We start from the raw sequence: 17,620 nt of genomic DNA on the forward strand, positions 1-17,620 counted from the left end.
CTGTCTGGAGCAGAACTCATGTCGCAGCCCTCGTTGCCGCGCCTCGGTTTTATCGGCGCAGGCCGACTCGCTCGTTGCCTTGCGCGTGGCTTTGCACGGGCCGGTTATCCGGTCAGCGCAATCGCCAGCCGTACATCCGGTAGCGCGCAGGCGCTCGCCTCACAACTCGAGCGCTGTCAGGCATCCGACGATCCGCAGAAAGTCCTCGAAGCGGCCGATATCGTCTTTCTAACCGTCCCCGACGACAGCATCGGTACGACAGCGAACACACTTCGCTTCGGCGCTGCTGCCGGCACGGCGGCCTGGGGTCTCGTGCATAGCAGCGGCGCGTCGCCGGTCGAACTGCTGGCGCCGGCGCGCGATCAGGGTGTGGCGATCGGCGGTTTTCATCCACTGTACCTGTTCGGCGGAGAACTCGCCGACCTCGAGCGCATCGCTGGCTGCTCGGTGACGATCGAGGCCGACGGGGCGCTCCACGAAGCGTTGACGGCGCTCGTCGGCGCGCTGCGCTGCCATCCGCTGTCGATCCCCGCGGGCGGCCGCATGCTCTACCACGCGGCTGCACACTATGCGGCGAGCTTTGCGCTGTGCAGCCTCTCCGAGTGCGTCAATTTGTGGCGCACACTCGGCTTCGATGAAGCCGATGCGCTACGTGCCGTGTTGCCCATGCTCGCCGGCACGATCGAAACCGCGCGCGACAAAGGCCTGCCGGGCGCGCTCGCCGGCCCGATTTCGCGCGGCGACACCGGCGTCGTGCAAAAGCAGCTGGCGCTGCTCGAAGAACTGGGCGGCGATCACGCCACGCTGTACGCGCTGCTGTCCCGGCGCGGTGTCGAACTCGCACGTCGCCGGCCCGTTCCGCCCGCCGCCATCGATGCCATTGCACGCACCGTCGAGGAATCGCGCGCGCGCTCGCTGAATCAGGTGCCGGCAGGTGCAAGCGTCAAGTAAGCCGTGATAATGTGACGACCGGCGCAGCGCAGCGCGCCTCGGGACCCTCAACGAGAACGCACAATGATCAAGGTCAGCATCTTCTATCCGTATCGGGAGAATGGTCGCTTCGACGTCGACTATTACTGCGGCACACATATGCCGCTCGCAGCGAAGCTATTCGGGACGGCGTTGAAAGGCTGGTCGGTCGATATTGGCGTGAATGCGGGCCCGCCGGGATCGGCGCCGCCCTACGTCGCGGCAGGCCATTTCCTGTTCGACACCGCCGATGCGTTCTATCAAGTCTTCACGCCGGTGTCCGCGCAGTTGCTGGACGACATTCCGAATTACACCGACGGTGGCAATGGCCAGATCCTGATCAGCGAGATCCGGGTGTCGGTCTAGCCGCCGTCAGTCGCGCCGAGGCGGATTTGCCCGGCGCGGCGCAATATGTCCGGCTTACACGCTGGATCAACAGAAGTCCTGCATAGCCACCGGCCCATGCGGACAGCACCTGAAGCAAAGAGGACTCAAGATGTTCGGCGAGATCGCCCGCTTTCTGCTCAATACCGTTTTCACCCTGTTCGGCGCCGTGCTGGTATTGCGCGCATGGCTACAGGTCGTGCGCCTGCCGCCGTACAACCCTGTGTCGAATGGGGTGCTGCAGGCAACCAACTGGCTCGTGTTGCCGCTGCGCCGCGTGATTCCCGGCACGCGCGGCATCGACTGGGCGAGCATCGTCGCCGCACTGCTCACAGCGATCGTCTATGTGGTGCTGATGGTCGTGACCTCCGGCGTCGATCCGCTCTCGATCATGCCGGTGCTGCTGATCGTCGCACTGCTCACGCTGCTGAAATGGGCCCTCAATCTGATCATCTGGCTAACCATCTTGATGGCGCTGCTGTCGTGGCTCAATCCGCGCTCGCCGGCGATGCCGATCCTGTATCAACTGACTGCGCCGTTTCTGAATCCGCTGCGCCGTTTCGTGCCGCAAGTCGGCGGTATCGATCTGTCGCCGATCGTGCTGTTCGTGATCGTGCAGGTTCTGCTGATGGTCGTTACGCGGGCTGCGGTTTCGTTGACGTTGTTTGGGATTTGAGTTGAGTTGACGCGCTGCGTGCGGCGATGGGTCGTGCGTGGCGCGAGTTGTGACTTTGCTTGCCATGCAGCGGGTTCCTTAATTGCGCAAACGGGCAAAACCCGCGTAAAATGGCGCGCTCTGCGGGCGTCGTATAATGGCCATTACCCTAGCTTCCCAAGCTAGAGACGTGGGTTCGATTCCCATCGCCCGCTCCAGCAGTTCCCGTCCGAACGCCCCTCCCCCCGCTGCTATAATCCGCGCCTGACCGGCCGTCCCGCTTGGGCGATGCCCTGCTTGCCCTGTTAATTTGTTGTTGTCCTCGATGATGATTCACGACCCGAACGAAGCTGGCCCACTCGACGCCGCTAACCCCGACACGCCCGAAGCAACAGAAACACCGGAAGCGCTCCATCTGCGCCGCATCCGCAGTTTCGTGACGCGCGCGGGACGTGTGTCCACTGGCCAGCGCCGCGCGCTCGATGAATTCGGGCCGCGCTTCGTCGTGCCGTATACGGATACGCAACCGGATTGGGACGCGGTATTCGGCAGACAGGCGCCACGCGTGCTGGAGATCGGCTTCGGCATGGGCGCGACGACCGCCGAGATCGCAACGCATCGCGCGGGCGAGGATTTTCTCGGTGTCGAAGTGCACGAGCCAGGCGTCGGTGCACTGCTGAAACTGATCGGCGAACAGAACCTCACGAACATCCGCATCATCCAGCACGATGCAGTCGAAGTACTGGAGCAGATGATCGCGCCGGACAGTCTCGACGGCGTGCACATCTTCTTTCCCGACCCGTGGCACAAGGCGCGTCATCACAAGCGCCGGTTGATCCAGCCGAAGTTCGTCGCGCTACTTGTGTCGCGGCTAAAGCCCGGTGCGTACCTTCATTGCGCGACCGACTGGCAGAACTACGCGGAACAGATGCTCGAAGTGCTCGGTGCAGAACCTGCGCTCGCCAATACCGCCGACGGCTACGCGCCACGCCCCGACTATCGTCCGGTGACGAAGTTCGAACGTCGGGGGTTACAGCTTGGACATGGTGTTTGGGATCTGGTCTTCAGGCGCCGCGATACGATCTGAATACGGCCTGAAAACAAAAAAGTCCGCATGCGTGAACAAACGCATGCGGACTTTTTTATTCGCCATCGCGCGATCTCACGATCGCGCGGCCAACGCTACGCTACGCCCAGCCCAATCCACCGCTATACCCAACGAGCAGAATCAACAGCCCGAAGCCAATCCGATACCACGCGAACACCGTGAAGTCGTGCGTGGCGATGTAGCGCAACAACCAGCGCACGCACGCAAACGCACTGACGAACGCCGCGACGAAACCGATCGTGAACGTGCCGAGCATATCCGCCGACAACTGATGCCAGCTCTTCGCCATTTCATAGAAGGTCGCGCCGAAGATGATCGGGATCGCGAGGAAGAAAGAGAACTCGGTGGCGACACGCCGGTCGAGCCCAAACAGCATCCCACCGATGATCGTCGAGCCCGAGCGCGACATACCCGGAATCAACGCGCAGCACTGGGCGACACCGACCTTGAGCGCATCGAGCGGACGCAGATCGTCGATTGCCTGCACGCGCGCGGGTACATCGCCGCGCTCGCGCTTGCGTGACTCCACCCACAGAATCAGCACACCGCCCGCGACCAGCGCGAACGCGACCGGCACCGGCGAGAACAGCGCGGATTTGATTGCCTTCTCGAACAGCAGGCCAAGCACGACCGCGGGAATCGTCGCGATGATCACATTCAGTGCGAAGCGCCGCGCGTCGGGCCGCGTGGGCAGGCCTGCAACCACACTGCCGATCCGCCGGCGATATTCCCAGCACACGGCGAGAATCGCGCCGAGCTGAATGACGACATCGAAAGTTTTGGCGTGTTCGTCGGTGAAATCGAGCAGGCTGCCCGCGACGATCAGATGGCCGGTGCTCGACACCGGCAGAAACTCAGTCAAGCCTTCGACGACGCCGAGAATCAGCGCCTTGCAGATCAATATCCAATCCATCGGTGGCCCTTGTCGCTAGGAAAATCGGTGACCGGGGCCGTGACGCGAAACGACAGCTAGAACAACAGCGATCACCGAGACGCGGCCCCAACGGCCGCGCCCGTCGTCATTTTTCGACGATCTGTACGCGTATGCCGTTTGTAAGGATAGTGATTGTACCGGGTTCGTAGTGCACACCGGCAAATTGCAGCTGTTCGGGCTTGAACGTGTAGATCGGATAATTGGTGAGGAGCTGGGTGGCGAGCAGCCCGGCCGCCGCATTGATCTGCTGGCTATAGGCCTGCGCGCCGCTGCTTACGTTGACGTTATCGACGTGCGGCGACACCAGTACGACGGAGTGGCTGGCGCTGTCGTAGGCGAGCTGGCTCGACAGCGTGAATACGCCGTCTACGGGCTGCTGCAGGAACGGGCTCGCGAGATGCGCATCGAGTTGCACCGAGATGCGGTTCGTGTCCGGCAGCAAACCGACGACCGGATTCTTCAACGCGACGTCGAAGAGCTGCGACATCGTGTGCTGATACGGAAACTTCCGTTGCACCGCGTCCTGCACCTGCTGTTGCGAAAACGTGTAGTGCGAGGGGATGAACGGAAACGTCGACGACGCGCAGGCCGCGAGCGAGACAGAAACCGCCGTGGCTGCCCACGCGGTAAGCAGGAAACGACGCCGGGCAGGCGACGGGAATCGAGTCATACGGTTTCTCCGGTTAACGCTGACACAGCGGTTGGCACACCGCGCGCCGACATCGTCGCTTTACTATCGGGCCGGGTGTGCGATTCGAGTTGCGTGAGCCACGCGAGCGCTTCGCCGCGCGTGGTACCGCACATTTCCATCTGCGGCTGCAGGCCCGAACAGCACGCGGGCCGCTCGGGCTTGCCGAAGATCGCGCAGCGCAGATCGTCGCCAAGCTGCACGCAGCGTACGCCCGCCGGCTTGCCGTCAGGCATGCCGGGGATGGCGCTCGAGATGGAAGGTGCAATACAACAGGCACCGCAGTCAGGGCGGCAATGCATATTTCCCTTTGTCTGGGAGGGTCCGGGTTCGGTTCGCTCTGTGCGTTCGCGGAGCAGAAGAAATTCCGTTACCGTGGCTACCGGCAGGCTTCGGGGTATGCCACGATCACGGGGCCAGGACCTTCATGAGGTTGCGCTCGCTGGACGCGAGAGCACGATGATAACCAATCCGCCGTTCCGACCGGCGCTCGAGCCCTACGAATGAAGCATCCGACCACGCTGCTGGGGGCGGTTCTCTTGCTGGCCATGTGTGTGGCGCCGCATGCGTACGCCACGTCGGTCAAGGTCGACGGCGGCAACATCATCATGATCGACGATACGGGCTCCGCGCGACCGCTGACCACCGGCGGCCTTGATTCCGATCCCGTGCTGTCCCCCGACCATCTGTCGATCGTCTTCGTTCGTCGAACGCCCCATCGCATGGTCGACACCGCATCCGGGGCGCAAAGCGCCGACGAGGTCTGGGTGATGCATATCGATGGGACGGCGCAGCGTCGACTGGTCGAAGGCGTCGGCGCGGAAGATCCGAAGCGCACGCTCGCCGCCCTGAGTTCGCCGGCCTTTTCTCCCGACGGGCAGACCGTTTACTTCATGAGCGCCGCGTGGGTCACCTCCGGCGCGATTCACTCGGTCGAGCTGTCGAGCGGCAAGGAGCGGTTTGTCACTGACGGGAATTCTCTGGAAGTCATCCCCGCGGGCAAGTATCGCGGCGATCTCATCGTGAACAAGCATAAGTACTGGCTGGCGAGCGGTTCCTACGACTGGTACTGGCTCGTTTCGCCAGCAGGCAAGGAGATTGCGCCGATCGGTCCCGACGACGAAAGCGTCGAGGAATTCAGGTCCTTGTTTGTGAAGTGAATTCCTCCGGCCGCCGGGCTTGCGGTGCGCTGTACATGCTGTCCGGAGCGGGAGCACCTTGCCTGGTCGGCCGATTTCGGACATAATCCGCGTCTCACTACGTGTGCGCCCAGCGCACATCGTCAGACAAGCCCAGGTGGTGAAACAGGTAGACGCAGGGGACTCAAAATCCCCCGCCGCAAGGCGTGCCGGTTCGAGTCCGGCCCTGGGCACCAGCAAGTTGTTTCGTACGGCCTCACAACATTCCCAGAACCCCCGCAGGAGATGTGTTCCTGCGGGGGTTTTTGTTTCTGGCTGTCCTCCGAATCGATGTCGAACCGCCGACGTCGACGGCGACCGTGAATGCCAGCCTTCAGGGTCATCCACGGTTGGCATACGCCGTCCTCAGTTCGCCGACACCTGCTGCCCGCCATGCGCAAGCCACCAGCTTTCCGCCTTCTCGAACCGGATCTTGTTGCGCGCGATCGTCTCAGGCTCAGCCGGGTATTCGGCGTTTCTGACCGGAATCACACCGGCCCGTTCGGCCTCGATCAGTTCGGCGCGGACCTGTGCGCGAGTCTTGCCCTGATTGCCTGCCGAATCCGCCGCGTCCACCGAAGCGCTCTGCGCCTGAACGCCCGGGTGTTCGACTGCCGCCAGCAGCAGATCTGAAGAAGACGCTATAACGGCGACCGGTTGCGGAGCGGATTGCGCCGACGCAGGCGCGCTGGCAAACACCAGTGCGAACGCCGACAAAAGCAGCGTGCCGAAGACTGAGCGATTCAGAAGTGAAGTGTGTTTCATGATGGGTTCCTCAATGGGTATGTCGGGTATGTCTGAAAGAGGGAGACGGCGCTGTGCCGCCTCCGTTGCTTCGTATTCGCGTACACGTACACGGCGAGACTTCTGCCGCGATCGCGACTACGCGTTTACTTTTGCGTCAGGGCGATCGAGCTGCCGCCCTGCCACGCCTGCTCGATCTGCTGGAAGCGCACCCGGTTGCGGGCGATCGTCTCGGCGCTCGGCGGGTAGTCGTTGCGGTGGGTCGGAATCAGGCCAGCCTCTTCGGCCTGCAACAGTTCCGCGCGTACCTGTTCGCGAGTCTTGCCCGGCGCGGCGACGTCGGTCGTGGTCGTATCGCCAGCGACCGCGGCCACTGTCTTCGCGGTGACGTGTGCATAAGGACGTGGCTCAGGGCCACGCGAACCGCCGCCGGCAAACGCCGAAATGGAAGCGGAAACGAGCAGGGTTGTGAGAACGGTACGGTTCAGCAAGGCAATAGCCTTCATGATTTTTTCCTCAAAAGTGGTGACGACATCGTCCTGCGCGAATCGACGCGCAGCGACGGCAATAACCGACGCGGCAAGCCGCCAGGCGGCGCACGCGGGCGCACAAAGCGACCTTTCGGCGTCAACGAAAACTTTGATTACCAGGTGGAGGTGGGACGCATGACCGGTGGCCCGACGGCTACCGCGTAAGCGGCGCACTGACAAGTTCGATCACGTTCCGGATATGCAGGCACGACCCACGTTCAGCCGCGAGGGGCTAGGTTCGGAACACCTGGAAGAGGATGCGGCTTGGAGGCGGCGCCGACAGGAGAATCGGCTCGGGGTGAGTGGGCCGATCCGGACGGACGGCGAGCGCAACGATGGAAGAATGTCCCCAGATCAGCGGCAGCCATACCGCTGGAGACACGGTCGGCAGATTGGCATGATCCGGCTGCGCGGAGTTGTTGCAATGGAGATGACAACTTGCAGCGGTATGCGGATCTTGCAGGTCGGCGTGACTTCCTGTGAGCACCACGGCTACTGCGCCTGCATCGGTCGGAATCGTCCGGCCGGCCGTTGCGCACGCGTATGCCGATACCCACAGCTGACTGAAGATCAGCGTGAAGAGTACGGTGACGACGGCGAACAGTTTGATGCGGCTCATGGTGGCAATTCAGCTCGACCCGTTTCAGGAAGTCAACGGGATGAACTTTAGACATTCCCACCGTAGGAATGTCAACTACCAAAGAAGATTTTTATGGTGCCTGCGAGTTGCATAGAAATGCCCTGGCCGTTCCATCGTTGCTCTATCCACATTGAGCGCGTCATCCAGGTGTTCTATATCCGCCAGCGGTGCCATTCGACGATGGGTCACTGGTGAGTAAGATCGAGCGCGGCGGCGCGCATCGCTTCGGCTGGAATCGGGAAATACTGGCTGCGCAGTTGATCGAGTTGGGTGTCCTGACCAGAAGATGCGCCGCCGGTCGACGGCGTAATCGCCTGCAATGCCGCACGATATGACGCATAACGTGCTGACCAGTCAGCGTCTTGCGCCACTTGCCTTGCAACGCGTGCGCCGGTTTCGGCGTCCGAGCTTGCAGCAACCGCCGCGCCGATTTCATCGGGAGACGCATGCGCTTGCTGAAGTTTCGTAACGAGCTGACTCAACGCCGTGACGTCGGCTCCTGCATCCCGTGCTTTCATCAACGTGGGATCGCGCGCATCGATTGCGGCGAGTCGTTCGCTACGCTGCTGGTCGGTCAGCGACGGGTCAGCCATCGCGGACATGCGCTCAAGCTGATCCCGATCCGCCTGTTCTTCATCGGCAAACCAGGCCTGCGCAACATCCGGCAGGAATTGCGCGCGCAATGCCACGCGTTGTTCGAGGATGTGTGTGAGCGAATCAGGATTCGTGCGCTCCATCGTCCCAGCCAGCGCGCGCAGCGCGACGCGGTAGCGCGCGTAACGTTGCCAGAGATCAACCCCCTCTTCTCTGGCCATGCCGCCAAGCTGCTCATCGATCCTCGCGACAACCGCCGCATCGATCCGTTGCGCAGACGCCTCTCCGGATTCAACCAGAAAATAATCGAAAACGTCCCGCACGCGCCGGCTCTTGATCAAGTGTCCGGAGGCGTCTGCCTTGAGTCCATCCGGTACGGTAGTTCCGTCCAGACGGTTAAACGGATGTGTGGCCGGCGTCGCGCTATCGTCGTTGAATGTCTCCGCGAAACCGCCGGCCTGGTCGTGCGCCTCGCGGTGCTGAAACCGATGAGGCGAAATTGTGGAGCTCACGAAAACCATCGTTATCGACAGACCCGCAGCGGCCCATATCCATGGATTTCTGGACGCCCTCATAGTCCGTCCTTTTTCAACCGGTTGGCGAGATTGACATAGACCTGCTTTGGATTGGCCTCAAATACCGGCGTTAGACCAAACAGGTTGTTGATCGCGTTGATGTGATTCCATCGATAGGTTCCAAGCACCGCGCCGAACCGGCTCGAACATACTCCGGCGAGCCCGTCGTTGGTACCAGCCCCCTCGCTTCTCATCATCGCAGAGGCGATGGTCATCACCACATTGCCGGCAACATCGAGCGAGTCCAGCGATGCAGGTGCGTTGCCCGTGAACGAATACAGCTTCTGGACATATTGCTTCCCGTCGGTGCCGGTGCGCGTGTCGGTATTCCCCCGGACACCGGTATCGTCGTTCTTGCCCGTGCATGACGCGCTGCTTAGACCCGCGCTCGGAAACATCGCATTGAATTTCGCCATACCAGCCGGCGAGGCTTGATGCACCGCTGCATCGGCGTCGACGGGATAGGCGGTCTGGTTAAGCGCGTTGGCATAGGATCCAAAGACGTTGAACACTACCTCCCCGAGCTTGAGCACAACCGGGCCGTGGTCGAGAAAATACGATGCGAATTCCGTACCCTTGTGAGGTGACGATACCGTGGTAACAGACGCGACGCCTTCGGGGAAAATTGCTGCCGCGTATCGAACAGTCCACCCACCCATGCTGTGGCCGACAAGATTGACGCGATCTACCTTGAGTTTCGCCATCAGCAATTTGAGCTGCTGGACAAGTTCTTCACCGCGAACGATATCGCTGTTGACCGCCGACAGAGACGCGACATAGACAGTCGCACCATTCTGGCAAAGCGTTTGAGGAATCTGATTCCAGTACTCGCCGCCGGGCACCAGCCAGTTGGGCGCCGAGCCGGTCAGGCCCGACACGAGCACGATAGGGTATTTCGTTTGCGCGTCGGTACTGCCGCCCAATAGCGCACCTAACAGGCCGGATCCATTGCTGCAGTTCTGATAAAGCAGGCTCTGGTCGAACGTGCCTGCGGCCGGCGCGGTGTCTGCTGAGGACGACCGACCGATCAATGCGATCGACAATACAATGGAAGCGCCGACGAACAAACGAAGCAATCGATTATTCATTTTGCAGCCCATATCAATTCATTCATGAAAATCGACGCTGGTTCCAGTCATCGTCGAGCGCATTGCGCGTATCGCTTCAAAACAGATTTATCGGGAACTGTGCGTGAAGTTACAGTAAATCAATCGTTTGATTTATTATGGTTTGTACCGACGTATGGCGGCTTCCATACGGAGTTGGAGAAATTCAGCGGTTGGCGTCGTGATCGTGCGTGCAGCTTGCGTGCGAATACCAGATCTGCGCATGATCCTCCCCGTGTCGCGGAGAACACGCGTCTGCTATGGACGGATCGGCAGTTGCAGCGCGGTAGCAAGCGGCACACGTTCGGCGAGATTTCTCGCCAGTGCGCAACCCGCCGATCCCGCGCCGACGATGATGTAATCGTAGATCATCATTCGATCCCTGGCTGCCGTTCGCGGGCAAATGTCCGTTGCTGGACCTGCCCGCGGTTGTCAGAAAATGTAGGAGACGTTCAGGAATGTCGTGATCGGTCGTAACCGGAGTCGCGTCTTGCTGACTATGTCGACCCCGGTTGCCGTATGGCCCGTGAGTGTGACGTTGGTAGACGCCGGAATATAGGAAAACGAGAAGCCGGCGGCCCAGTGCTTATCGAATTGATAATTCGCACCCAGTTCGAATACCGGATTCCACGAACTCGATGCGCTCGCATTCGCGGAGCTACCCGGTCCGAATGATTGCGTAACGAACGTCTGGTTGTTGACCCGAACATTGGTGAACCAGGTGTAGTTCACACCGATGCCCGCGAATGGGCGGAACTTGCTCGTGGCTGGCAGAAAGTGGTAACGCAAGATCACTTGTGGCGCCCACGGACGCGCCTTGCCGATTTGACCGTATTTGCCGAGGGTGCCACGCCCCTCGAGACCAAGATAGGCAGGAAACCCACCCGCGACGGCAACGCCAATGTTGTCGGTGATGTAGCGCTCGATTACGAGACCGACGGTATCGGTACTGGTCGCTGCGCCGCTCGTTCCGGTCTCGACCTGATTGACGGGATGCCCTGCCAGGCTGGTGACTGTCAGCGGGTCACTGTTACTGAGCGGCATGATCCGCGCCCAACCCATCGATACGACTGTGCTGCCTGCACTTTGAGCGTGTGCGACACCGGGTATTAAATTAACATTTAAGAGGACTAAATATACAGACAACAATCGAACAATCTTGCCAGCCATTTTCATCTCCATTTATATGATTTTTAGTGCGGTTAAGGTCAGATTACGTCGCTCTCCCAGATGACCGGTTTCTGCCGGTCGTTCCATGTGGCGAGGAACGGTGCATAGAGATCTTCGACACGGTTTCGGCGGATCTTGAAGGTCGGTGTGACCAGGCCGCTCGCCTCATCCCAGATCGTGTCGACAATCACGACGAAGCGCATCTTCTCGTGACCATCGAGCCCGATGTTGACCTTGTCGAGATGTTCTTCGATCGATGTGGTGAGCGTTTCGCGCCGGCCATTCTCGCTGAGCCTGCGCCCTTCCTCAGACAGGCTGACTAGCGCACACGGTTGTGCCAACCCCTGTCCAACAACACAGCACGCTTCGATGAACGGATGAATCGTCAGGCGGTTTTCGATCGGCGCGGGCGCGACGTATTTGCCCTTGGTGGTCTTGAAGATGTCCTTGACCCGACCGGTTATCTTGAGTCGGCCTTCCTCGTCGAGTTCGCCCTTGTCGCCGGTCCGGATGTATCCGTCCGATGTAAAGAGCACTGCCGTCAGATCCGGACGCTTGTAATAGCCGCTCGTATTGCCCGGGGAACGGATCTCGATCTCGCCAACCTCCGACAGCCGGCTCTCGACGCCACGCACGGGCGTGCCGACGTATCCCGGACGGATCTGACCAAGCCGGCTCGAGTGAGACACACCGCAGACTTCGCTCATCCCATAGCCTTCCAGCAGTTCGAGGCCGAGGTCGCGATACCAGGTGAGGAGCGTGGGCTCGAGCGCCGCAGCAGCGCTTGCCGCGAGGCGGACCTGGTCGAGTCCGAGCTGTTTGAGAATGGCCGGCTTCAACTGATCGGGAATGGGACCGGGTGGCAAACGGTTCACGACCGCGTGCTGGAATTTCGTCCAGAGTCGCGGAACGGAGATGAAAAACGTCGGCCGCGCGCGCACCACATCGGCGGGGAACGTCTCCAGCGATTCGCTGAAATAGACGGTGAAACCGGCATGCAGCGACAGCATTTCCACGTAAGCCCGTTCCGCGACGTGCGATAGCGGCATGTACGAAATCATCCGGTCGTCCGGGCTTAACGACACCAGATCGAAGATCGGATCGGGACACCAGGCGAGCGCGGCGAAGGTCAGCATGACGCCCTTGGGTTCGCCGGTCGTGCCGGATGTGTAGACGATCGTGGCGAGATCGTCCGGTGCTCGCCTCGCGAAAGTCTCGATCGGGGTCGTTGTGCCGACGATGTGGTCCCAGCGCGGACCGAGAAATTGCGTATCGGGCAGGTACGGGAAGCCGATACAGTGCGTACCCTCCGGCACGCCTTTGCACATGTCCTCCCAACCGTCGAGTTTGCCGACGAACAACACGCGCGCTCCGCTGTGCTCGAGAATCTGCCGGACCGAACCGGCTGTCAGCGTCGGGTACAGCGGCACCGATACGTGACCACTCATCCAGATCGCGAAATCGGCCAGCAACCATTGCGCGCAGTTCCTCGACAGGATCGCGATGTTCGAACCGGGCGGGAGATCGAGCGCGCGCAGATAGGCGGCCATGCGGCGCGCCTCGCCGATCGCTTCGGCCCAGGTGAATGTCCGGACCTCGCTGTTGCCCATCGGCTGAACCAGATAGGTTTCGTTCGCCCGCACGCGCTCCCAATGCTCGATCAGGGTGAGCGGCAACTTGTCTCGCGTCTCAGCAATCAATTGTGTCTCCTTGTACACGACCGGCTGCGCCAGCCGCGTCTTTACCGTATTCAGGCTCAGTGACCGACGAACACCGGCGCGCGCCGGTGCAGGAACGCATCGATGCCTTCCCTGCAATCGTCACTCGCGGCGCTGCGAACCTGGAGTTCGCGCTCGACCTCTAGCTGCTCGTCGAGCGTGCGCGTCCCGGACGTATTGATCGCTTGCTTGGTGAGACCGAGTGTCTGGGTGGGCAGCGCGGCGAGTCGGCGACTCAGCGCGCGAGCGGTGTCGTCAAGCGCAGCGTCGTCGACGCATTGCCAGATCAATCCCCATGCTTGCGCTGTTTCCGCATCGATGCCCTCCGCCAGCAGGCTGAGTGCCAGCGCACGAGGGCGCCCGACGATCTGCGGCAGAAGCCAGGTACCCCCCATATCCGGAATCAGCCCCACCTTCGCGAATGACTGGATGAATCGCGCCGATCGTGCGGCGACGACGATGTCGCATCCAAGCATGAAGCTGAATCCGCCGCCGGCGGCGATGCCGTTGACCGCGCAGACGACAGGAATGGGAAGCCCCATCAGGGTCGACACGACCGGATTGACATGCTTTGCCATGCCTTCGCCCAACCGGTCGGCGAATGACTGCTCGCCAGAGCGCCCGGTAATCCCGGCGATGTCCGCGAGGTCGCCACCTGTGCAGAATGCACGCCCCTCCGCCGTAACGAGCAGCGCCCGTATCCGCTCGTCGCTCGACAGTCCGTGCAATGCGTCGCCGATTTCATCGAACATCTGCAAGCTGAGACTGTTGAGTGTCTCGGGCCGGTTCAGGCGCAACTCGGCAACGCTACCGTCGATGGTCAGGGTTATCGTTCTGTAGTTCATGCTGGATCTCTGTTCGTCAAGCGTGAGACTGGGCCGCAGCACGCACACCGAGAATCTTGCGTGCCTCTTCGGGCGATGCAATCTCGCGTCCCGATTCGCGGGCGATTTTTGCCATCGCTTCGATCAGGTGAGCATTGGATGCCGCACGCGTGCCGTCAGGCAGATAGAACGTGTCCTCGAGCCCCGTGCGCAACTGCCCGCCGAGTTCCGCGGTGCGACGGTGCAGCGCCCAGATGTTCGTCCTGCCGATGGCAGTCACCTGCCAGGTCGAGTCTTCGCGCAACAGGCGAATCAGGATCGGCAGCAGATCCGGGTCGGCCGGCATGCCCGACTCGACACCCATCACGAAGTTGTAATCGGCCTTGCCCTTGAACAGCCCCGCGCGCGCGTACATGTCGACGCAGCGGACGATGCCGACATCGAAGCATTCGAACTCGGGTACCGATCCCGTCTCGGCCATCATGTCGAGGAACGACTGCACTTTCTTGACCGGGTTGTCGAACATCAGCGGCGGCCAGGCCCAGGTCCCATCGGCCTTCACCTTCAGGTAGTTGAGCGAGCCCGCGTTGCATGCGGCGATTTCCGGGCGGATCGCATAGATGCAGGCGAGCGGCCCGTCGATGTCCGGACCGATGACCCCCGTCGACTGGTTGAAGATCACGCCGGGGCAGGCTTCGCGAATCGCCTGGCTGATCTCGGTTGCGAGCGTGGGGTCCCACGAAGGCAGATGTCCCTTGTCGGCTTCCTGCTGACGGAAATGGACGTGCATGCACGCCGCACCCGCGTCGTACGCGCCCCTGGCTTCACGGGCCATCTGTTCAGGTGTAACGGGAATATTGAACTGCTTCGGATCGGTGAAGATGCCGTTCAGCGCACAGGTGATGACGACGGGGGTGCTCATGGGTTGTCTCCTTGCATCATGAATATCGATTGGGCTCAGCTGGCTTGCGGTTCCAGCTGCGCGAGTACATGTCCTGGCGCGACCTGTTCGCCGGCTATCGCGCCGAGCGACGCGACCTTGCCGGCGAACGGGGCGCAGATGGCGTGTTCCATCTTCATCGCTTCGAGCACCATCACGGTCTGCCCTGCTTCGACGATGGCGCCTTCGTCGACATTGACCGCGATCACACGGCCGTTCATTGGCGCGCGCAACACACCATCGCTTTCGCTCTCCTCGCTGGCGCGTGCGCTGTCGAGGTTGTGCGACACGAACGCATAGTCGATGCCGTCGAGCTGTAGCCATAGCACGCGGCTTTCCCACACATAGCGGTAGTGGTAGATCTGTCCGTCGATGGCGACGATGGCGGGCTCGCCGGCATGACCTGGCTGTGCATGCAAGACCATCGCGTTGCCATCGCTATCCAGAAGCTCGAACGCATCGCGTTCCGCGTGCGCCACGGTGCCACGTCGCACCTCGGCATGATTCGCCCGGCTAGCCAGCCGGTAAGGCACCGGTAGCGGCGCACCGTTATGCCAGCCTCGCCACACGGCGGGCTGCTGGTCGGCGTGACCGGTTGCGGTCGTGGACAGCCAGGCCGCGATCGCCCACGCGTGCTGCGTCGGCTCCGACGCGCGACTTTCGTTGCTGGCGAAATGCTGGCCGATGAACGCAGTCGATACCGATTGCCCCTCCACGAATGCGGGATGCCGCAGCACGCGGGCAAGAAAGGCGCGATTCGTCGACACACCGAGCAGCACGGTATCGTCGAGGGCACTCGCAAGGCGCTCGATCGCTTCGCTTCGAGTGCGACCGTGTGCAATCACCTTGCCTAGCATCGAGTCGTAGAACGGACTGATGGTCACGCCGTCTTCGAGCGCGTGATCGCAGCGCACGTGACGACCCGGACGCCAGAGCAGCACATTGCCCGTGCGCGGCAGGAAATCGTCAGCGGGGTCTTCTGCGCACAGCCGGACTTCGATCGCATGACCTTCGATGCGGATGTCCTCCTGCTTCAGCGGCAACGGCTCGCCTTGCGCGACACGCAACTGCCATTCGACGAGATCCTGACCCGTGATGAATTCGGTGACCGGATGCTCGACCTGCAGGCGGGTATTCATCTCCATGAAATAGAAATGCCCTGTGCGGTCGAGCAGAAACTCGATCGTGCCTGCCCCGACGTAACCGATTTCCCGGGCGACCGCAGCGGCCGTTTCACCCATACGCCGACGCAATGCTTCATCGACGGCAGGCGACGGTGCTTCCTCGACGATCTTCTGATGCCGACGCTGAATCGAGCAGTCGCGCTCACCGAGGTAGACGACATTGCCGTGCGCATCGGCGAAGACCTGGATTTCGACGTGACGTGGCTCGATGACCGCGCGCTCGAGAATCACACGCCCATCGCCGAATGCCTTCTGTGCTTCCGACACAGCAAGCTTCAGCGATTCGGCCAGCGCTTCCGGCGCGTCGACGCGCCGCATGCCGCGCCCGCCGCCACCGGCCGATGCCTTGACCATGATCGGAAAACCAATACGCGCTGCTTCCGACAACAGCACCGCCTCGGACTGATCGTCGCCGTCATAGCCCGGGACAACCGGAATGCCCGCCTCCGCCATCCGGCGTCGCGCGCGGGCCTTGTCGCCCATCGCGTCGATCGCATCGGCGGGTGGGCCGACGAATACAAGTCCTGCTTCGGTCACACGTCGAGCGAATCCGGCGTTTTCGGACAGAAATCCGTAGCCCGGATGAATCGCCTCTGCGCCGCTGCGCAGTGCCGCGTCGATCAGCTTGTCGATGACGAGATACGATTCCGCCGGCGTTGCACCGCCGATTGAAACGGCCGTATCGCAGGCACGAACATGCGGGTTGTTCCGGTCAGCGTCCGAATGAACCGCGACGGTCGCGATGCCAAGACGTTGCGCCGTGCGTGAGACCCGTACCGCGATTTCACCGCGATTGGCGATCAGCAGGCGCGTGAAGCGTTGTTCCTTCATGGTTTCTCCGGCAGAGCGGGTTGGGCGATCTGCCAGGTCGGGGCGCGTTTCGCAGCCAGTGCGGCTAATCCTTCGGTGACGTTGCCGGAGCGCAGTGCGGTCGCGAAGTCGTCGGCGGCTGCATCGAGCACGAGCGAACGTTCGCGAATGCCCGCGTCCGCGACGATGCGTTTCGTCGCGCGCTGGGCCGCGGGCTCGCTGGCGAGTACGCGTGCGAGTTCGCTTTGCAGCAGGACATCGATGCCCCCGGGCGACGACGTTTCGTCGACGAGACCCGCGTACAGCGCTTCTGCCGCGGATAGCCGCTGGCCCGTGAGCATCAGCCATCGGCCACGCGAGACGCCAGCGCGCGCAACGATGAACGGAGCGATCTGCGCAGGCGGCAGGCCGAGCGTTGTTTCAGGCATCGACAGATGAGCGTCGGCGGCCATGATGACGCGGTCGCATGCCGCTGCTAGGCCACAACCGCCGCCAATCGCTGCGCCTTCGATCACGGCGAGTGTCGGCACAGGCAGCGCGGCAAGCTTCTCGAGCAGCGCACCGAACCGTCGGTTGTAGAGCGCGATCGGATCGCGACCGGTTGAGGGCGCGGGTTCGCGCATCAGCGCCTTGAAGCCGCTGAAATCGCCACCGGCGCAAAACGTGCCGCCCGCGCCGCGCAACACGAAGGCACGCACGTTGTGGTCGTTCTTGACGCGCTCGCATTCGACATCGAGCGCCGCGACGATATCGTCGGTCAACGCATTGCGCCGGTCAGGTCGGTTCAGCGTCGCGAACAGCACGCCGCCGATCTGCGCCACGTGCAGCGGCGCGTCACCGTTCGCCGGTTGAAGTGATGAGGTCATGTC

At 61.9% G+C, this 17,620-nt stretch carries 19 protein-coding genes and 2 tRNA genes; 7 read left to right on the top strand and 14 right to left on the bottom strand.

The features are described 5' to 3' along the window. Positions 1-18: 18 nt before the first annotated feature. From M0D65_RS05795 to trmB, 5 genes are all read left to right on the top strand, one after another. Entirely contained in the window at positions 19-951 is a 933-nt protein-coding gene (locus M0D65_RS05795) for a Rossmann-like and DUF2520 domain-containing protein (RefSeq protein WP_266251766.1), read from the top strand. A gap of 63 nt (positions 952-1,014) precedes the next feature. Next, positions 1,015-1,335, top strand: a complete 321-nt coding sequence (locus M0D65_RS05800) for an EthD family reductase (protein WP_266251768.1) — start codon at positions 1,015-1,017, stop codon at positions 1,333-1,335. Positions 1,336-1,465: 130 nt separating this feature from the next. Next, positions 1,466-2,029: a YggT family protein gene (locus M0D65_RS05805; RefSeq protein WP_266251770.1), complete on the top strand. Its 564-nt coding sequence runs from the start codon at positions 1,466-1,468 to the stop codon at positions 2,027-2,029. 122 nt (positions 2,030-2,151) lie between these two features. Beyond that, positions 2,152-2,226 (top strand) — tRNA-Gly (locus M0D65_RS05810). A 110-nt stretch (positions 2,227-2,336) separates the two neighbouring features. Then, entirely contained in the window at positions 2,337-3,095 is a 759-nt protein-coding gene (gene trmB / locus M0D65_RS05815) for a tRNA (guanosine(46)-N7)-methyltransferase TrmB (protein ID WP_266252035.1), read from the top strand. Positions 3,096-3,195: 100 nt separating this feature from the next. Here the strand turns inward: trmB and M0D65_RS05820 are convergent, their stop codons facing one another. From M0D65_RS05820 to M0D65_RS05830, 3 genes are all read right to left on the bottom strand, one after another. Then, positions 3,196-4,029, bottom strand: a complete 834-nt coding sequence (locus M0D65_RS05820) for an undecaprenyl-diphosphate phosphatase (protein WP_091011362.1) — start codon at positions 4,027-4,029, stop codon at positions 3,196-3,198. A gap of 106 nt (positions 4,030-4,135) precedes the next feature. Then, the gene (locus M0D65_RS05825; RefSeq protein ID WP_266251773.1) at positions 4,136-4,720 is read right to left on the bottom strand and encodes a DUF1439 domain-containing protein; all 585 of its coding nucleotides are present in this window, start codon (positions 4,718-4,720) and stop codon (positions 4,136-4,138) included. Then, positions 4,717-5,040: a YkgJ family cysteine cluster protein gene (locus M0D65_RS05830; protein ID WP_266251775.1), complete on the bottom strand. Its 324-nt coding sequence runs from the start codon at positions 5,038-5,040 to the stop codon at positions 4,717-4,719. Before M0D65_RS05830 ends, M0D65_RS05825 begins: the two co-directional genes overlap by 4 nt. A 201-nt stretch (positions 5,041-5,241) precedes the next feature. Between M0D65_RS05830 and M0D65_RS05835 the strand changes: the two genes are divergently transcribed. After that, positions 5,242-5,898 (top strand): hypothetical protein, encoded by a 657-nt coding sequence (locus M0D65_RS05835; protein ID WP_266251777.1) that lies wholly within the window; start codon positions 5,242-5,244, stop codon positions 5,896-5,898. A gap of 130 nt (positions 5,899-6,028) precedes the next feature. Further along, positions 6,029-6,113, top strand: a tRNA-Leu gene (locus M0D65_RS05840). A 169-nt stretch (positions 6,114-6,282) separates the two neighbouring features. Here M0D65_RS05840 and M0D65_RS05845 read toward each other — a convergent pair. The 11 genes from M0D65_RS05845 to M0D65_RS05895 form a co-directional block, all read right to left on the bottom strand. Beyond that, positions 6,283-6,681, bottom strand: coding sequence for a DUF4148 domain-containing protein (locus M0D65_RS05845; protein WP_266251779.1), 399 nt, complete (start codon positions 6,679-6,681; stop codon positions 6,283-6,285). Between the two features lie 125 nt (positions 6,682-6,806). After that, complete coding sequence (locus M0D65_RS05850; RefSeq protein ID WP_266251781.1) at positions 6,807-7,166, bottom strand: DUF4148 domain-containing protein; 360 nt, start codon at positions 7,164-7,166, stop codon at positions 6,807-6,809. A 256-nt stretch (positions 7,167-7,422) separates the two neighbouring features. After that, positions 7,423-7,809: a hypothetical protein gene (locus M0D65_RS05855; protein ID WP_266251783.1), complete on the bottom strand. Its 387-nt coding sequence runs from the start codon at positions 7,807-7,809 to the stop codon at positions 7,423-7,425. A 206-nt stretch (positions 7,810-8,015) separates the two neighbouring features. Continuing rightward, complete coding sequence (locus tag M0D65_RS05860) at positions 8,016-8,936, bottom strand: lipase secretion chaperone (protein ID WP_266251785.1); 921 nt, start codon at positions 8,934-8,936, stop codon at positions 8,016-8,018. 59 nt (positions 8,937-8,995) lie between these two features. Beyond that, complete coding sequence (locus M0D65_RS05865; protein WP_266251787.1) at positions 8,996-10,087, bottom strand: triacylglycerol lipase; 1,092 nt, start codon at positions 10,085-10,087, stop codon at positions 8,996-8,998. A 450-nt stretch (positions 10,088-10,537) separates the two neighbouring features. After that, positions 10,538-11,287, bottom strand: coding sequence for an OmpW family outer membrane protein (locus tag M0D65_RS05870; RefSeq protein ID WP_308076566.1), 750 nt, complete (start codon positions 11,285-11,287; stop codon positions 10,538-10,540). A gap of 26 nt (positions 11,288-11,313) precedes the next feature. Continuing rightward, a complete protein-coding gene (locus tag M0D65_RS05875; protein WP_266251789.1) occupies positions 11,314-12,975 on the bottom strand; it encodes an AMP-binding protein in 1,662 nt (553 codons plus the stop codon). Positions 12,976-13,031: 56 nt separating this feature from the next. After that, a complete protein-coding gene (locus tag M0D65_RS05880) occupies positions 13,032-13,838 on the bottom strand; it encodes an enoyl-CoA hydratase-related protein (RefSeq protein WP_266251791.1) in 807 nt (268 codons plus the stop codon). A 16-nt stretch (positions 13,839-13,854) separates the two neighbouring features. Then, positions 13,855-14,739 (bottom strand): 3-keto-5-aminohexanoate cleavage protein, encoded by an 885-nt coding sequence (locus M0D65_RS05885; protein WP_266251793.1) that lies wholly within the window; start codon positions 14,737-14,739, stop codon positions 13,855-13,857. Positions 14,740-14,774: 35 nt separating this feature from the next. Further along, the gene (locus M0D65_RS05890) at positions 14,775-16,772 is read right to left on the bottom strand and encodes an acetyl-CoA carboxylase biotin carboxylase subunit (protein ID WP_266251795.1); all 1,998 of its coding nucleotides are present in this window, start codon (positions 16,770-16,772) and stop codon (positions 14,775-14,777) included. After that, positions 16,769-17,617, bottom strand: a complete 849-nt coding sequence (locus tag M0D65_RS05895; RefSeq protein ID WP_266251797.1) for an enoyl-CoA hydratase/isomerase family protein — start codon at positions 17,615-17,617, stop codon at positions 16,769-16,771. The genes M0D65_RS05890 and M0D65_RS05895 overlap by 4 nt, the downstream gene beginning before the upstream one ends. Positions 17,618-17,620 lie beyond the last annotated feature (3 nt).

It is taken from the genome of Paraburkholderia sp. CHISQ3 (assembly GCF_030464945.1).
Lineage (GTDB): Bacteria > Pseudomonadota > Gammaproteobacteria > Burkholderiales > Burkholderiaceae > Paraburkholderia > Paraburkholderia megapolitana.

Bases quoted from the DNA above. Each gene is read 5' to 3' on its own strand.
- M0D65_RS05795 (WP_266251766.1), top strand. From the start codon at position 19: ATGTCGCAGCCCTCGTTGCCGCGCCTCGGTTTTATCGGCGCAGGCCGA.
- M0D65_RS05800 (WP_266251768.1), top strand. From the start codon at position 1,015: ATGATCAAGGTCAGCATCTTCTATCCGTATCGGGAGAATGGTCGCTTC.
- M0D65_RS05805 (WP_266251770.1), top strand. From the start codon at position 1,466: ATGTTCGGCGAGATCGCCCGCTTTCTGCTCAATACCGTTTTCACCCTG.
- trmB (WP_266252035.1), top strand. From the start codon at position 2,337: ATGATTCACGACCCGAACGAAGCTGGCCCACTCGACGCCGCTAACCCC.
- M0D65_RS05820 (WP_091011362.1), bottom strand. From the start codon at position 4,029: ATGGATTGGATATTGATCTGCAAGGCGCTGATTCTCGGCGTCGTCGAA.
- M0D65_RS05825 (WP_266251773.1), bottom strand. From the start codon at position 4,720: ATGACTCGATTCCCGTCGCCTGCCCGGCGTCGTTTCCTGCTTACCGCG.
- M0D65_RS05830 (WP_266251775.1), bottom strand. From the start codon at position 5,040: ATGCATTGCCGCCCTGACTGCGGTGCCTGTTGTATTGCACCTTCCATC.
- M0D65_RS05835 (WP_266251777.1), top strand. From the start codon at position 5,242: ATGAAGCATCCGACCACGCTGCTGGGGGCGGTTCTCTTGCTGGCCATG.
- M0D65_RS05845 (WP_266251779.1), bottom strand. From the start codon at position 6,681: ATGAAACACACTTCACTTCTGAATCGCTCAGTCTTCGGCACGCTGCTT.
- M0D65_RS05850 (WP_266251781.1), bottom strand. From the start codon at position 7,166: ATGAAGGCTATTGCCTTGCTGAACCGTACCGTTCTCACAACCCTGCTC.
- M0D65_RS05855 (WP_266251783.1), bottom strand. From the start codon at position 7,809: ATGAGCCGCATCAAACTGTTCGCCGTCGTCACCGTACTCTTCACGCTG.
- M0D65_RS05865 (WP_266251787.1), bottom strand. From the start codon at position 10,087: ATGAATAATCGATTGCTTCGTTTGTTCGTCGGCGCTTCCATTGTATTG.
- M0D65_RS05870 (WP_308076566.1), bottom strand. From the start codon at position 11,287: ATGGAGATGAAAATGGCTGGCAAGATTGTTCGATTGTTGTCTGTATAT.
- M0D65_RS05880 (WP_266251791.1), bottom strand. From the start codon at position 13,838: ATGAACTACAGAACGATAACCCTGACCATCGACGGTAGCGTTGCCGAG.
- M0D65_RS05885 (WP_266251793.1), bottom strand. From the start codon at position 14,739: ATGAGCACCCCCGTCGTCATCACCTGTGCGCTGAACGGCATCTTCACC.
- M0D65_RS05890 (WP_266251795.1), bottom strand. From the start codon at position 16,772: ATGAAGGAACAACGCTTCACGCGCCTGCTGATCGCCAATCGCGGTGAA.
- M0D65_RS05895 (WP_266251797.1), bottom strand. From the start codon at position 17,617: ATGACCTCATCACTTCAACCGGCGAACGGTGACGCGCCGCTGCACGTG.